We start from the raw sequence: 15,369 nt of genomic DNA on the forward strand, positions 1-15,369 counted from the left end.
TGCCAGCTGAAACAGTACGACGCCGGGCTCGCACTGATGGAGCAATCGCTCGTCGAGCGGCCGGACGCGTCGTACTTCAACAACCTGGGCAACATGCTGCGCGAAAGCGGCCGGCTCGACGACGCGATTGCGCGCTACCGGCGCGCGGTGGCACTGCGGCCGGACTATCCGGAGGCGCACAACAACCTCGGCAACGCGTTGCGCGACGCGCGCGAGCCGGCCGCCGCGATGCAGAGTTGCGCGCGCGCGATCGAGCTGCGCCCCGGTTACGCGGAGGCGTACAACAACCTCGGCAACGCGCTGCAGGACCTGGGCGAGCACGAAGCGGCGGCCACGAGCTACGCCAAGGCCGTCGCGCACCAGCCGCAGTACGCGGATGCGTACTGCAATCTCGGCAACGCGCTGCATGCGCAGGAGAAATTCGACGACGCAGCGGATGCCTATCGTCGCGCCATCGCGCTGCAACCGGGCTTTCGTATCGCGCACCGGGGGCTGAGCGCGACGCTGCGCGCGGCTGGCGATCTGCACGGCGCGATCGACCATGCGCGCGAGGGGCTCGATCCGGGCGACGCGGACGCGCACTGCGTGCTGGCAAGGCTGCTGCAGCGCATCGGTGATTTCGACAAGGCGCTCGAACTGCTCGAGCAGGCGCTCGCGATCGCCCCCGCGCATGCACAGGCATGGGCGTGGCTCGGCGATTTGCGCAACCAGCAGGGCGAATACGGGCAGGCGGTGCAGGTGTGCCGGCGTGCGATCGAGCTTGATCCCGAGCTGGCCGACGCATACAACTTCCTCGGCTTCGCGTATCACAACCTCAACTTGCTGGCTGCCGCGGAGTTGAGCCACCGGCATGCGATCGACCTGAACCCGGACGATGCCGACGCGCATCACAACCTCGCCGCCGCGCTGTTTCGGCTCGAGAAGCTCGACGAGGCGATGAAGCACACCGAGATCGCGCGGGAGCTCGGCATCGATCCGCTGAAAGTCCAGATGACGCTCGGCGACATCCTGTGGGCGAAAGGGGATCACGCCGGCGCGCTGGGTGCGTTCCGCTCGGCGATCCGGCACGACCTTCATCGCGCGTACTCGCGGATGCTGTTCAACATGTCGAGTTCGCCCGCGTTCGAGCCGCAGGAGTGGGTCGCTGAAGCGCGCCGCTACGGCGAGCATCTCGAGCGCGACGCGCATCCGTTCGAGCACGACCGCGCGCAGCGCGTCGCGCAGGCGCTGGGGCGGCCGCTGCGCGTCGGCTTCGTGTCGGGCGACCTGCGGCAGCACCCGGTCGGCATCTTCCTGGAAAGCGTGCTCGCGCGGATCGACCGGTCGCGCATCGAGCCGCATGCCTATGTGACGTTCGTCGGCGAGGACGACGTGACCGCGCGGCTCAGGCCGAACTTCGCGAGCTGGAAGAAGGTGGTCAGTCTGGGCCGCGAGGAGGCCGCGCAGCTGATTCGCGACGACGGCATCGACATCCTGATCGATATGGCAGGCCATACCAACTGGAGCGGCCTGCCGATCTTCGGGCACAAGCCCGCGCCGGTGCAGGCGAGCTGGCTCGGTTTCTTCGCGACGACCGGTTGCCGCGCGATCGACTATTTCATCGGCGATGCGCATACGCTACCGGCCGACGAGGCGCATCACTTCACCGAACGGCCGTGGCGGCTGCCGGACAGCTACCTGTGCTTCACGCCGCCGCCGTACGATGTCGCGGTCGGCCCGCTGCCGATGGCGGCGCATGGCGGCGTCACGTTCGGCTGCTTCGGCAAGCTGATCAAGGTCAGCGACGAGGTCGTCGCGCTGTGGTCGCGCATCCTGCATGCACTGCCGGACGCGCGCCTGCTGCTGAAGGCCCATGAGCTCGGCGCCGGCGACGTGAACCAGGCGACGCTCGACCGCTTCGCGCGGCACGGCATCGGCGCGGATCGGCTGATTCTCGAAGGCGGTTCGCCGCGTGCGGAGTACTTCGCCGCATACAACCGCATCGACATCGCGCTGAGCCCGTTCCCGTATCCGGGCGGCACGACCACCGCCGAAGCGCTGTGGATGGGCGTGCCGGTGCTCGGGATGAAGGGCAGCCGGTTCGTCACGCACATTTGCGAAAGCCTGCTGCACGCGGCGGGCATGGGCGACTGGATCGCGACGGACGAGGATGCGTACTTCGCGAAGGCCGTCGCGTTCGCGCGCGACCGCGACGGGCTGGCGACGCTGCGTGCAACGCTGCGCGAGCGCGCGCTCGCGTCGCCGCTGTGCGATGCGTCGCGCTTCGCACGCAACCTCGAGGACGCGCTGCACGGCATGTGGGCCCGCTACGCGGCCGGCGAGACGGCGCCCCGGGGCGCGTGACGAGCGGGATCGCGCCACGGCTGGCAGCCGCGCTCGCGCATCGTCGGGCCGGCCGCCCGAGATGATCGGCGCGGCCGTAGCCGGCGCGATCCGGCTCGCGCTGCCGCCTGCCGGCGAAAAAAAAGCCGCATTGAAGCGGCTCGACGGTACGGCGACAACGGTCCGCTCGACTGGCGGCGTCTTTTAATTCGACATGCGCGGCGGGCGAGACGCCCGGCCGGTCACAGCAAGCCGGCCTTCTGGTACTGGCTCGCGGCCTTGATCCGCTCCTGGGACTGCGCAAATTCCGCAGCCAGGCGGTCACGGTCCGTCTGCGCATGCTCGGTGATCGACGCGTCGATCGCCATGATCTGCCGCACCTGGTCCAGCGCGTCCGGGGTCTGCTCGCCGGTCAGGTTCATCAGCAGCGGCGAGCGTTCGTCGACGAGGGCCGCGACGCGCACCCAGTCGCGTGCGTCCGCCGCCGACTGCATGGCACGGGTCAGGTCGAAGGCGCGGGACAGGGTGTCGTTCGTCATGGTCAGTTCCGTTCGGTGCGGTTGCGACTTACTTGTTGGTGGCCATCGCGCCCGCGCTGTTCTGGCCGCCGAACAGCTGGGTCAGGTAGCGGGTGTTGTTCGCCATCTGCGCCATCAGCGTGTTCAGTGCGGTGAACTGCGCGGTGTATTGCGTGGTCAGCTGGTTCGAGTAGGTCTGCAGTTGCGTGGCCTGATTCTGCACACTCGTCAGGTCGGCATTGATCGCGGTGGTGCGCTGGTCGATCAGGCCGGACGTCTGCGTGTACGTGTTGATGTTCGCATTGAGCGCCTGGGCGATGCCGTTCGTCTGGTTGAAGATCGCCGCCACCGCGGAACCGTTCGACTTGAGCGCGGTGGTCAGCGCGGCGGTGTCGACCGACATCGCGCCGGTCGAGTCCACGTTGATGCCGATGCTGCCGAGCGCATAGGTCGTGCCGCCCGTCGTGACGCCGCTGCTGAGCGTCGTCGCGAGCGTGTTCCTGATCGTGTTCATCATCGCGTCGCCGAGCAGCGGGCCGGCGGTCTTCGCCGTCGGGTCGTAGCTCGTCAGCGATTTCGCGGTATTCACGAAGTTGGTATACGCGGTCGCGAAATTGGTGATCGCGGTCGTCGCCGCGGCCGTGTCCTGCGACAGCGTGACGGTTTGCGTCGTGCCGACAGCGGCCTGCGACAGCGCCAGCGTGACGCCCGTCAGCGCGCCCGACACGTTGTTCGACGCGCTCGACACCGGCGTGCCGTCGATCGTCAGCTTCGCGTCGGCGGCCGGCGTGACCGTCGTGTACCCCGACGTCAGTTTCGAGTTGACGCCCGTGCCCGAGATCGAGATCGTGTTGGCCGCGCCGGTGGCGTTCGACTGCATCACGAGATGCTGGCCGTCCGAACCGGTGATGACCGACGCGGTGACGCCGGCATTGCCGGACGCGGAGTTGATCGACGACGCGATGTCGGACAGCGACGCGCCGGCCGCCACGTTGACGTTGAACGCGGGGTTGCTGCCGAACGTGATGCTCAGCGAGCCGGCCGAGATCGTGTCCGCCGACGTCACGCCGGCCGACGACAGCTTGTTGGCGGTCGCGAGCTGCGTGACATTGACCGAATACGAACCGGCCACCGCGCCGCTGCCGCTCGTGACCGTCGTCGCGACGCCGCTGCCGCTCGCCGTCGCGGCCAGGCTGCCGAGCGTGGTGCCGTTCGAGAGGCCGGTGAGCGCGGTCTGCAGCGCGGACAGCGCACCCTTCAACTGGCCGATCGCGGACAGCTGCGTGTTGTCGTTCGTCTGGCGGGTCTGCAGGGTCTGCAATTGCCCGGCCGTCTTCGCGTTCACCAGCGTCGTGACGAGCGTATTGACGTCGAGCGACGAATTGGTCGCGCCGCTGATGATCGACTGTCCGGCCTGCGACAGGAGGGTGGTGATGTCCGTGCTGCTGACGGGGGTCGTGGTGGCCATGCCGTTGCTCCGGTCGTCCGCGCAATCAACGTGCGCGATGCGGCGGGGCGCCGCGGTTCAATGCAAAGAGGGAGGCGTGCCTCCCTGGAAAATTCTGGTCTGGGCGGTTTCGGCGGCGTCGCGATGCGTTGCATGGCGACGCCGCCGGGCCCGGAGGCGGGCGGGCGCGTGGCCCGCCGCGGGTGCTGCTCGATTAGCCGAGGAGCTTCAGGACTTGCTGCGGCAGCGAGTTCGCTTGCGCCAGAACCGAGATACCGGCTTGTTGCAGCACTTGCGCCTTGCTCAGGTTCGCCGTTTCCGTCGCGAAGTCCGCGTCGGTGATCTGCGAGCGAGCAGCGGTCATGTTGGTTGCCTGGGTTTGCGTCGTCGAGATCGCAGCCTGGAACGTGTTCTGTGCTGCGCCCAGCGTTGCCTGGAACGTGTTGACTTGCTTCAGTGCCGCGTCGATCGCCGTGATCGCCGATTGCGCGCCCGACTGGGTGGCGACGCTCAGGGTGTTCACGCTCATGCCCGTGCTGTTCCAGTTCGCCGTGCCGAAGTCGACGGTAACGACCTGGTTCGCTGCTGCGCCGATCTGGAACGTGACGCTGCCGGTGCCGCCCAGGATGGTCTGGCTGTTGAACGTCGTTTGCGATGCGACACGGTCGATTTCGCCGAGACGCGTCGACACTTCAGCTTGCAGGTTTGCGCGAGCGCTCGAATCCAGCGAGCCGTCGCCCGCTTGTTGCGCCAGCGTACGGATACGCTGCAGGTTGTCGACCGTCGATTGCAGCGCGCCGTTGGCGGTCTGGATCATCGAGATGCCGTTGTTCGCGTTTGCAACACCTTGCGTCAGCGCATTGATTGCCGCCGTTTGCGACGTCGAGATCGCCAGGCCTGCTGCATCGTCAGCAGCGGTGTTGATGCGCTTGCCCGACGACAGGCGGTTGATCGCTTGCGACAGTGCGCTTTGCGAGCCCGACAGATTCGTCTGCGTCGTCAGCGAAAGGATGTTGGTGTTGATGTTCAGCATTTGCTTCCTCGTTTTGGAAAATGCCTGAGATACAGACAGGTTCTGGTATCGGCGTTGCGCTTTTTCGCGTCTGGCGCTGCCCGCCTTTCCTGGTTGACGGCGGCACCCGGCGAAAACTTTAGAGGGATGTTTGAGGAAATTCGGGACGGAAGGATGGCTGTCGGCCGAAAAGCCCGCCCGGCTTGGCCGGCCGGCCCGCGGGCAGGCGCGGCACCCGGCCCCGTTCGACGGGGCGATCGGCCGCGCCACGCGGAGCGACGAACCGGGAGATGCAAAAGGATAGTTTTATCTGTGATTCTCTGCTATGATGGCGGGCTGAATTGAGATTTCTGTCACGCCTCTGCCGTTTTCGGCATGTCTGCTGGCAGTCAAACGCGGCGCTGCACGCGGCTGTGAAGCGTACTCGCGGTGCTTTCCGCCTCTCTTTTCCGGCCTCCGAGGCCGTATTTCCGCTCGTTTCGCCTGTTTGTGGGGACGCTCGGATGGCCGGTGCGTGGCGCTTGGCCGCTACGTTTTTGACCGTTTAAGCAATTTAGGAACGACATGACGACGATTCTTCTGAAAGAAAACGAGCCGTTCGAAGTGGCGATTCGCCGCTTTCGCCGTGCTATCGAAAAAAATGGCCTGATCGCTGAACTGCGCGAACGCCAGTCCTACGAAAAGCCGACCGCAGTCCGCAAGCGCAAGAAGGCAGCAGCCGTCAAGCGCCTGCACAAGCGCCTGCGCAGCCAGATGCTGCCGAAGAAGCTCCACTAAGAGCGTCTTACGGTTCGCCGCGAAACGGCGGAGTGTGCCTCGAAAGAGGCCGCTCCGCCGTTTTGCTTTTGTGGGCCGGAAAAATTGCGGAGCGTGGCGGAAAAGTGGCCGATCGGCGGGCAGGCGGCGGCACGGCCAGGCGAGGCGGCGACACGACCAGGCGACGGCACGGCCGCGCGGCCGTACCGTCGGCGGCCAACGGGTAAGGCTGCCGGCGCAGCACGTGGAAATCGGCGCCGCGTGCGGGTTCGCCGGCGCGGATCATCTGGCGGCGCGTGCCGCCGTGCCGGTGCGGCAGCGACTCGCCGGCCCATGAGTTGCGTCGCCGTCAGGCCGCCTTGTGCTTCCGTGCCGGCTGCTTGCCGCCGAGCGCCGCGCACTGCGCGTGGCACGGGCAGCCGGCCTCGTGGTCGTTGACCATGCCGGTCGCCTGCATCAGCGCATAGCAGATCGTCGAGCCGACGAACTTGCAGCCGTAAGCCTTCAGCGCCTTGCTGAGCGCGTCGGACTGTTCGGTCGACGCAGGCGCGTCGCGATACGACTGCCATGCGTTCTGGATCGGCGTATCGCCGACGAACGACCACAGGAACGCGGCGAGCGACCCGTGCTCCTCGCGGATGCGCTGCACGGCGCGCGCGTTGGTGACCGCCGATTCGACCTTCGCGCGGTTGCGCACGATGCCGGGATTCTCCAGCAGCTTCTCGATGCGCTTCGGCGTGAAACGTGCGACGGCGTCGACGTCGAACTCCGCGAACGCTTCGCGATAGCCCGCGCGCTTGTTCAGGATCGTCGACCACGACAGCCCGGCCTGTGCGCCTTCCAGGATCAGCATTTCGAACAGGTGGCGATCGTCGTGCGACGGCACGCCCCACTCGGTATCGTGATAGTGAGCATCCGCTTCCGTCCTTACCCAGTTGCACCGCTGCGACATCGTTTCCCTCGTTTTCGGTATCGATTCGATCGTGCCAGCATAGCGGAAGCCCCTTGTGCGGAATAGCCGACCGAACGGCAGATGGGCGCGCGGCGCCGATCCGGTTAAGCTTGGCGCCTGTTCGAATCAGCGGGATGAAGGCATGGCGGCATTACTTTTTGCGATCGGCATCGACGGCGGCGGCACGGGCACGCGCGCGGTGCTGGCCGACCGGCACGGGCGCGAGCTCGCACAGGGGCGCGGCGGCCCGTCGGGGCTCGGGCTCGGTATCGAGCGCGCGTGGGCGTCGATCGGCGCGGCATGCGCCGATGCGTTCACGCAGGCCGGCTTTGCGTTCGACTGGTCGCAGTGCGCGCTCGGCTGCGGGCTCGCGGGTGTGAACAACGCAGCGTGGCTCGCGGCGTTTCGCGCGCAGGCGCCGCTCGGCGCGCTTGCGATCGAGAGCGATGCCTATACGACGGTCGTCGGTGCGCACGGCGGCGCGCCGGGGCTCATCGTCGCGCTCGGCACCGGCAGCATCGCGGCGGCGCTCGATGCGGCCGGTGCGTGCCGGATCGCCGGCGGGTTCGGTTTTCCGTCCGGCGACGAGGCGAGCGGTGCGTGGCTCGGCGTGCGCGCGCTCGCGTATGCGCAACAGGCGCTCGACGGCCGCGTGCCGCACGATGCGTTCGCCGCTGCACTGCTCGCGGAAACGGGCGCGCAGGATCGCGACGCGCTCGTCCAGTGGTCGTGCGATGCGAACCAGACGATCTACGCGCGTCTCGCGCCGGTCGTGTTCGCGCACCGCACGCACCCGGTCGCGGGCGCGCTGATCGCGCAGGCCGGCGACGAGATCGGCAAGATGATCGACGCGCTCGATCCGCAGCAGGCGCTGCCGGTCGCGCTGTGCGGCGGGCTGGCGGACGCGCTTGCATCGGCCGTGCCGGCGCGCCATGCCGCGCGGTTGCGCGCACCGCTCGACGATTCCGCACACGGCGCGTTGCGGCTGGCACTGCAGGCGCTGCGGGCGGCGGAAGGCGGTTGAGGCGGGATAACGTGCGGCGGCAGGCGCGGTGGAAGGTGCGGTGGGAGCTGCGTCGACACGGCACCGAAGGCGGCGCTCGACCGGGAACCGTCCGGCGCGCCGCCGGGCGCGACGTTAGAATGGCGATTCCGCAGAGCCCTGAGCGCCATTCTCCCGTCCCATGTACAAAGTCATCGCCACCGATCTCGACGGTACCCTGCTGAACAGCGACCACCAGCTCGACCCGTACACGATCGACACCGTCCGGCGGCTCGACCGCGACGGCCTGCAGTTCGTGATCGCGACGGGGCGCCACTATGCGGACGTCGCCGGCATTCGCGACGTGCTCGGCATCCGGCCGTACCTGATCACGTCGAACGGCGCGCGCGTGCATGCGCCGGACGACACGACGATCCACGCGCAGGACATCGCTCCCGCGATGGTCCGCGGCCTCGTGCAGCCTGACGTTACCGGCGCGCATGGCCGCGTGATCGTCAACCTGTTCACCAACGACGGCTGGCTGATCGACCGCGACGCGCCGCACCTGCTCGACTTCCACCAGGATTCGGGCTTCCGGTACGACGTGATCGACATGGCCGCGCACGACGGCGCCGGTATCGCGAAGGTGCTGTACATCGGCGAGCCGGCCGATCTGGCGGTGGTCGCCGAGCAGATGCGCGTGCGCTTCGGCGATGCGCTGTACGTCACGTACTCGCTGCCCGACTGCCTCGAAGTGATGACCGCGAACGTGTCGAAGGGCCGTGCGCTGCGCTCGGTGCTCGCGCGGCTCGGCGTCGATTCCGGCCACTGCATCGCATTCGGCGACAACATGAACGACATCGACCTGCTCGAAACCGCCGGTCACGCGTTCATGATGAACAACGCGAATCCCGACCTGGTCGCGCGCCTGCCGCACATCCCGCGGATCGGCAACAACTTCGATGCGGGTGTCGCACGCCATCTGCGCACGCTGTTCTCGCTCGAGGACAACGTCGCCGCTTCCTGAGCGCCCGGCGCCGGGCGCGTTTCCCGCGCGGACATGAAAAACGGGCGCCAATGGCGCCCGTCGAAACCACCTGCCTCGATGTTCTTGGACAGCGTGAGGCTCGCTGCTCTGCTCGCTTGACCCCGTAGTGTTTTATTCGCTTGTGCGAGCCGATGCCGGCAGCAGGTCGACGGCGTCGTCACGCCCGGCGACCAGCGGGTAAATGATCCCTGCGAGTACCGCGCCGATCAGCGGCGCCACCCAGAACAGCCAGAGCTGGCCGATCGCGTCGCCGCCGACGAACAGCGCCGGGCCGGTCGAGCGCGCCGGGTTCACCGACGTGTTGGTGACCGGGATCGAGATCAGGTGAATCAGCGTCAGGCACAGGCCGATCGCGATCGGCGCAAAGCCGGCCGGCACACCGCGCTTGTCGGTCGCGCCGAGGATCACGAACAGGAAGAAGCCCGTCATCACGACTTCGCAGATGAACGATGCGGTCAGCGAGTAGTGGCCGGGCGAGCGACCGCCGAAGCCGTTCGTCGCGAAGCCGCTGCCGACGACGTCGAAGCCCGGCTTGCCGGTTGCGATCAGGTACAGCACGAACGCACCGAGCGTGGCGCCGACGACCTGCGCGACGATGTACGGCGCGAGATCGCGAGCCGGGAAGCGGCCGGCGACCGTCAGGCCGACGCTCACCGCCGGATTCAGGTGGCAACCCGAAATGTGGCCGATTGCGAATGCCATCGTCAGCACGGTCAGGCCGAAGGCGAGTGCGACGCCGGCAAAGCCGATGCCGAGGCCCGGAAAGGCGGCGGCCAGCACGGCGCTTCCGCACCCGCCGAGCACCAGCCAGAACGTGCCGAATACCTCTGCAGCGAGACGCTGAGAAAGATTCATGTAAGGACCTCGTTCAAGTGGGTTGAAGACCGCCGGACGACACTGCGGATTTAATCCGTCGCCCGGAATTGGTCTGGATTATAGGAAATGAATCGCGTCCGGGAGGGTCAACGATTGTTAAATTTGAATGGCTGACGAATGCGTTTTATTAGAATAAGCCCGCATTCTCGATATAGCCGAATTGGTTAAAGATGACAGCATTTATTTCCAGGAGCAGGGCGGCAGTACAGATGGCGTAACGGGTGTGGTTGTCCCGGCCGGATTCGCCGGGGCCGCATCATCGAAAAGGGGAGTCGAAAAATGTCTCAATACGCGAAACTCAAGGCGCAGATCGCCGATCTGCAGGCCCAGGCGGACGACGTGCGCCGCCAGGAAGTGGCGGCGGTCATTGCCGACGTCCAGCGAATGATTGCGGAATACGGCCTGACGGCCCAGGACCTGGGCTTCGCGGAACGGGCACGGCGCGGGCGCCCGCCGAAGAAGGCGCCGCTGCCGCCGAAATACCGCGACCCGAAGTCGGGTGCAACCTGGAGCGGGCGCGGCAAGCCGCCGAATTGGATCGTCGGGAAAAACCGCGATCGTTTCCTGATCGAATGACCGGAAGCCAAAAAGAAAGAGCCGCATCGGCGATGCGGCTCTTTTGTTTTACGCGCGGATTTCGGCGCGGATTTTCCCGAATATTTCGGCGTGGATTTCCGTGTCAGGCACCCGCGACCCGGCGCAATACCGGTTGCTTGGTCGCCGCGCAAAGCGATTCGTAAGTTTCGACATAACGCTGCGCCATTGCCTTCGAGCTGAAACGCGTGTCGAAACGCTGGCGGATCGCGGTGCGCGACAGCGTGTCGATCCGGTGCAACGCACCGACCGCACCCTGCACGTCCTCGACGATGAAGCCGGTCACGCCGTCCTCGATCACTTCCGGCACCGAGCCGCGGTTGAACGCGACGACCGGCGTGCCGCAGGCCATCGCCTCGATCATCACGAGGCCGAACGGCTCCGGCCAGTCGATCGGGAACAGCAGCGCCTTCGCGCCCGACAGGAACGCGGGCTTCTGCGCCTCGTTGATCTCGCCGATGAACTCGACGTGCGCCTCGCCGAGCAGCGGCTCGATCACTTCCTTGAAATAGTCGGCGTCGGCCTTGTCGACCTTCGCGGCGATCTTCAGCGGCAGCCCGCTTTGCGCGGCGATCCGGATCGCGGTGTCGACACGCTTTTCGGGACAGATCCGGCCGAGGAACGCGAGGTATTCGGGCTTCACGCCCGGCTGCGGCGTGAGCAGCGTGTCGGGCAGCCCGTGATACACGGTGCCGGCCCACGCGGCCTGCGGCAGCGGCTTGCGCTGGTTGTTCGAGATCGACACGACCGGCGCGTCCGGGAACGCGTCGAACACCGGCTGCAGCTCCGGCAGGTCGAGGCGGCCGTGCAGCGTCGTCACGTACGGCGTGTCGAGGCGCGACATCAGCGGGAACGGCAGGTAGTCGAGGTGGAAGTGCAACACGTCGAATTCGTGCGCGACCCGGGCGACCTGCTCGAGGAGCCGCATGTGGGGCGCCATCGAATCGCGGATCGACGGGTCGAGCCGCAGTGCGCGCGGCCATGCCGCCTCGAGACGGGCCGACGTGACGGAGTCGCCGCTGGCGAACAGCGTCACGTCGTGGCCGAGTTCGACGAGCGCCTCGGTGAGGTAGGACACGACACGCTCGGTGCCGCCGTAGAGTTTCGGCGGAACGGCTTCGTAAAGCGGCGCGATCTGGGCAATTCGCATGGGTGTTCTCCGGTTTCGATCCGAGGGCGCCATGGCGCCGATATGGATCCCATACAACGTTGCGGAACTCGCCGACGTACGCATTCGGCGGTACGTGGCCGGGCCCTGGACGGGGTGCGCGGGGCGCCGGACGGCAAGCTGGGGGCGGGCCGGCACGTCTCGCGCCGCCGCCCATTGGAGTCCATTATCGATATCGGCCTGCGGGGTTCGAGTGTTTTTTCAAACACTTAAGGCTTGTTACACGATGAAATACGCGAAAACCCCGATAAAAAGGCACGGATTCGTGAAGCGAGATGACCGCAACTATTGTTGCGCTATCGTGAAAAAGCACTATAATTTTTACCGATCCGATTGTCGGCAGCCCTGCCGGCAAGCCTTCCGCCACCGAGCGGCGGCGATCGGCACCCTCACAGCCGAATTTGCGCTGTCACCCGTTTTCCCGATTACGCCTTTCAATTCGCTTTGTCGGAAAAATTCCTACACGGTTTACAGACAAATCCTGCATGGCATACGCCACTTCGCTGATACCGACATAAATGGCGTTTGGCCAAAATTCGCCCTGTAAGACTATAAACGAGCCGACCGAGCGCCAAGAGCGCTCCGAGCGAGCAAACGTTTTCATAACACGAATGGCCAAAGCAAAGCTCTTTAACGGGGGAATCATGAGCGCTACCAGCGAAATGCTCAGTGAGATCAAAGAGGTCAACCTGTCCTACCTCCTCCTGGCGCAACGCCTGCTGCGGGAAGATAAAGCGATGGGCATGTTCCGCATGGGAATTTCCCAGGAACTCGCCGACGTGCTCGCCAACCTCACGCTCGCACAGACCGTGAAGCTGGCCGCGTCGAACCAGATGCTGTGCCGCTTCCGCTTCGACGATCATGCGCTGCTGTCGTCGCTCGCCGACAAGGGCCGTAGCGACGTCGTCGCGCATGCCCACTCGGCCATCCTGATGGCCGGGCAGCAGGTCGAAAGCGTCCGCTGATCCATCCCGCCTTGCGTTGTGTCCCGGCGTGCCGCGCCGGAGGGCAGCGTATTGGCCATCCATCCGAACAACGTCAAGCGGACGGTTATCACCATGGCAAGCAAAAGCGTCGTGATCGAGGTGAAGGAAATCACCCTCGCCATCGAACTGATCGAACTGGGCGCCCGGCTGCAGCTGCTGGAGGCGGAGACGAGCCTGTCGCGGGACCGTCTGATCAAGCTGTACAAGGAACTGAAGGGCGTGTCGCCGCCGAAGGGGATGCTGCCGTTCTCGACCGACTGGTTCATGACGTGGCAGCCGAACATCCACTCGTCGCTGTTCTACAACATCTACCGGTTCATGCAGGACCACGGCCGCTGCGAGCCGATCCAGTCGATCGTGAAGGCGTACCGGCTCTATCAGGAGCACGTGAACCTGTCCGGCGACGAGGCCGCGCTGAGCCTCACGCGGGCGTGGACGCTCGTGCGCTTCTTCGATTCGGGGATGCTGCAGATGACCCCGTGCACGCGCTGCGGCGGCCATTTCGTCGCGCATGCGCATGATCCACATCAAGGTTTCGTGTGCGGCCTGTGCCAGCCGCCGTCGCGCGCGGGCAAGACCCGCAAGGCCGCCGCGGCGCGCGCCGAACTGGCTGCCGCCGCCGCCTGACGCCGGGCCGGACGGGGCCGGGCGGGGTGCAGGCCCGTTGCCGCCGGCCGTGCGAATCGTCCGTGCATTGCTGGTAAACACCGTCGGGCCGCCGCCGGGCGGCCGCGAAAGTTTTCCTGCCGACTGCCGTAAACCTGTTTAACGGCGGTCTTCCCGCCGGTCTTTCGTGAGGGACAGGCAGTGCTGATTATCGTGGGAACACTCGTGACGCTGTTGTCCGTCTTCGGCGGTTATGCGCTGGCAGGCGGGCATCTGGGCGCATTGATCCAGCCCGTCGAGATCCTGATGATCGTGGGCGCGGGCGTGGGCGCGTTCATCCTCGGCAACGGCGGCAAGACCATCAAGGCCACGCTGCGCGTGCTGCCGACGCTCTTCAAGGGTTCGAAGTACACGAAGGACGTCTATATGGAGCTGATGGCGCTGCTTTACGTGCTGCTCGCCAAGGCTCGCAAGGAAGGCACGCTCACGCTCGAGGCCGACATCGACGATCCGGAAAAGAGCCCGATCTTCACGCAATACCCGAAGATCCTCGCCGATCATCACATCGTCGAATTCCTGACCGACTACCTGCGCCTGATGGTGGGCGGCAACATGAACGCGTTCGAGATCGAGAGCCTGATGGACGAGGAGATCGAGACGCATCACGCGGAAGGCGAAGGCCCCGCGCACGCCTTGATGCGCGTCGGCGACGCGATGCCGGCGTTCGGCATCGTCGCGGCCGTGATGGGCGTGGTGCACACGATGGCATCGGCCGACAAGCCGCCCGCGGTGCTCGGCGCGATGATCGCGCAGGCGCTGGTCGGCACGTTCCTCGGGATCCTGCTGTCGTACGGGCTGATCGGGCCGCTCGCGAGCCTCGCGGAGCAGCGCGTCGCCGAGTCGACCAAGATGTTCCAGTGCATCAAGGTGACGATCCTCGCGACGCTGAACGGCTATGCGCCGGCGATTGCGGTCGAGTTCGGCCGCAAGGTGCTGTTCTCGACCGAGCGCCCGTCGTTCTCGGAGCTCGAAGAGCACGTGCGCCGCGTGAAGGCGAAGTGACGCGAAGGAGCGCCCGATGAGCAAGAGCAAGGATCGCGCGATCGTCGTCAAGCGGGTGGCCCCGGCGAAGAAGGGCCACCACGGCGGCGCATGGAAGCTCGCGTACGCGGACTTCATGACCGCGATGATGGCGTTCTTCCTGCTGATGTGGCTGCTGAGCTCGGTCACGCCGGTGCAGCTGAAGGGGATCGCCGAATACTTCAACACGCCGCTGAAGGCCGCGCTGTTCGGCAGCGGCGACCGCAGTTCGCAGGATTCCAGCATCATCAACGCCGGCGGCCGCGACCTGTCGAGCGTCGACGCCGGCACGCTGCGCCGCACCGACGGCACGACGCAGCTCGCCGAACGCCTCTCGAAGATGGGCGACGAGCATTCCCGGTCGCAGGCGCAGGGCGCGCAGGACCGGCTCGAGCAGGCGCGCCTGCACGACCTGCAGATCAAGCTGATGGCCGCGATCGAGGCCAACCCGACGCTGCGCCAGTTCAAGCAGCAGATCCGCATCGACTCGACGCTGATGGGGCTGCGCATCGAGATCGTCGATTCGCAGAAGCGGCCGATGTTCGCGATGTCGAGCGACCGCGTCGAACCGTACATGCGCGACATCCTGCGCGAGATCGGCAAGACGCTGAACGACGTGCCGAACCGGATCATCGTCCAGGGCCACACCGACGCCGTGCCGTACGCGGGCGGCGAGGGCGGCTACAGCAACTGGGAGCTGTCGGCCGACCGCGCGAACGCATCGCGCCGCGAGCTGGTCTCCGGCGGCATGGACGAGGCGAAGGTGCTGCGCGTGCTCGGCCTCGCGTCGACGCAGAACCTGAACAAGGCCGACCCGCTCGATCCGGAAAACCGCCGGATCAGCGTGATCGTGCTGAACCGCAAATCCGAAGAGGCGCTGATGCGCGACGACGCGACGACCACGACGCTGTCGGCCGACGCGGCCGGCTCGAAGCAGCTCGCGCAGCAGCTCGGCGGCGCGGCGCCGGCCGTGCGCCCGGCGCTCGCGGCGTCCGCCGTCGCCGTGCCGAAACCCTGATATC

Annotated in this window: 15 protein-coding genes; 9 read left to right on the forward strand and 6 right to left on the reverse strand. The window is 66.4% G+C overall.

Annotated features, from left to right (window positions below; translation table 11 throughout):
- A partial coding sequence (locus DIE03_RS36520) for a tetratricopeptide repeat protein (protein ID WP_124456906.1) occupies positions 1-2,343 on the forward strand: 2,343 nt, incomplete at its 5' end.
- Between the two features lie 221 nt (positions 2,344-2,564).
- On the opposite strand, the gene DIE03_RS36525 is transcribed toward DIE03_RS36520, so the two are convergent.
- From DIE03_RS36525 to DIE03_RS36535, 3 genes are all read right to left on the reverse strand, one after another.
- The gene (locus DIE03_RS36525; protein WP_089460300.1) at positions 2,565-2,861 is read right to left on the reverse strand and encodes a flagellar protein FliT; all 297 of its coding nucleotides are present in this window, start codon (positions 2,859-2,861) and stop codon (positions 2,565-2,567) included.
- 28 nt (positions 2,862-2,889) lie between these two features.
- The gene (gene fliD / locus DIE03_RS36530) at positions 2,890-4,308 is read right to left on the reverse strand and encodes a flagellar filament capping protein FliD (protein WP_124456907.1); all 1,419 of its coding nucleotides are present in this window, start codon (positions 4,306-4,308) and stop codon (positions 2,890-2,892) included.
- 193 nt (positions 4,309-4,501) lie between these two features.
- Positions 4,502-5,320 carry a flagellin domain-containing protein gene (locus tag DIE03_RS36535; protein WP_039346846.1) on the reverse strand — a complete coding sequence of 273 codons (819 nt, stop codon included), beginning with the start codon at positions 5,318-5,320 and terminating at the stop codon, positions 4,502-4,504.
- Positions 5,321-5,863: 543 nt separating this feature from the next.
- Here DIE03_RS36535 and rpsU point away from each other — a divergent pair.
- Positions 5,864-6,076 carry a 30S ribosomal protein S21 gene (gene rpsU / locus DIE03_RS36540; protein ID WP_006401410.1) on the forward strand — a complete coding sequence of 71 codons (213 nt, stop codon included), beginning with the start codon at positions 5,864-5,866 and terminating at the stop codon, positions 6,074-6,076.
- A 328-nt stretch (positions 6,077-6,404) separates the two neighbouring features.
- Here the strand turns inward: rpsU and DIE03_RS36545 are convergent, their stop codons facing one another.
- Positions 6,405-7,007, reverse strand: coding sequence for a DNA-3-methyladenine glycosylase I (locus DIE03_RS36545; protein ID WP_124456908.1), 603 nt, complete (start codon positions 7,005-7,007; stop codon positions 6,405-6,407).
- Between the two features lie 142 nt (positions 7,008-7,149).
- Here DIE03_RS36545 and DIE03_RS36550 point away from each other — a divergent pair, with 142 nt between their 5' ends.
- Both DIE03_RS36550 and DIE03_RS36555 read left to right on the forward strand, forming a co-directional pair.
- Positions 7,150-8,031 carry a BadF/BadG/BcrA/BcrD ATPase family protein gene (locus tag DIE03_RS36550; protein ID WP_124456909.1) on the forward strand — a complete coding sequence of 294 codons (882 nt, stop codon included), beginning with the start codon at positions 7,150-7,152 and terminating at the stop codon, positions 8,029-8,031.
- A 160-nt stretch (positions 8,032-8,191) separates the two neighbouring features.
- On the forward strand, positions 8,192-9,016 hold the full coding sequence (locus DIE03_RS36555) for a Cof-type HAD-IIB family hydrolase (RefSeq protein WP_124456910.1): 825 nt from the start codon (positions 8,192-8,194) through the stop codon (positions 9,014-9,016).
- Positions 9,017-9,148: 132 nt separating this feature from the next.
- On the opposite strand, the gene aqpZ is transcribed toward DIE03_RS36555, so the two are convergent.
- Entirely contained in the window at positions 9,149-9,892 is a 744-nt protein-coding gene (gene aqpZ / locus DIE03_RS36560; protein ID WP_124456911.1) for an aquaporin Z, read from the reverse strand.
- A gap of 300 nt (positions 9,893-10,192) precedes the next feature.
- Here aqpZ and DIE03_RS36565 point away from each other — a divergent pair, with 300 nt between their 5' ends.
- Positions 10,193-10,489: an H-NS histone family protein gene (locus DIE03_RS36565; RefSeq protein ID WP_006489320.1), complete on the forward strand. Its 297-nt coding sequence runs from the start codon at positions 10,193-10,195 to the stop codon at positions 10,487-10,489.
- Between the two features lie 103 nt (positions 10,490-10,592).
- On the opposite strand, the gene DIE03_RS36570 is transcribed toward DIE03_RS36565, so the two are convergent.
- A complete protein-coding gene (locus tag DIE03_RS36570; protein WP_124456912.1) occupies positions 10,593-11,657 on the reverse strand; it encodes a glycosyltransferase family 4 protein in 1,065 nt (354 codons plus the stop codon).
- A gap of 662 nt (positions 11,658-12,319) precedes the next feature.
- Here DIE03_RS36570 and flhD point away from each other — a divergent pair.
- From flhD to motB, 4 genes are all read left to right on the forward strand, one after another.
- Entirely contained in the window at positions 12,320-12,640 is a 321-nt protein-coding gene (flhD, locus tag DIE03_RS36580) for a flagellar transcriptional regulator FlhD (RefSeq protein WP_069746442.1), read from the forward strand.
- 93 nt (positions 12,641-12,733) lie between these two features.
- Positions 12,734-13,288: a flagellar transcriptional regulator FlhC gene (flhC, locus tag DIE03_RS36585; protein WP_011350591.1), complete on the forward strand. Its 555-nt coding sequence runs from the start codon at positions 12,734-12,736 to the stop codon at positions 13,286-13,288.
- Positions 13,289-13,468: 180 nt separating this feature from the next.
- Entirely contained in the window at positions 13,469-14,329 is an 861-nt protein-coding gene (gene motA / locus DIE03_RS36590; protein ID WP_011350592.1) for a flagellar motor stator protein MotA, read from the forward strand.
- Positions 14,330-14,345: 16 nt separating this feature from the next.
- Entirely contained in the window at positions 14,346-15,365 is a 1,020-nt protein-coding gene (gene motB, locus DIE03_RS36595; RefSeq protein WP_124456915.1) for a flagellar motor protein MotB, read from the forward strand.
- Positions 15,366-15,369 lie beyond the last annotated feature (4 nt).

It is taken from the genome of Burkholderia sp. Bp8992 (genome assembly GCF_003853705.1).
In the GTDB taxonomy this organism is placed as follows: domain Bacteria; phylum Pseudomonadota; class Gammaproteobacteria; order Burkholderiales; family Burkholderiaceae; genus Burkholderia.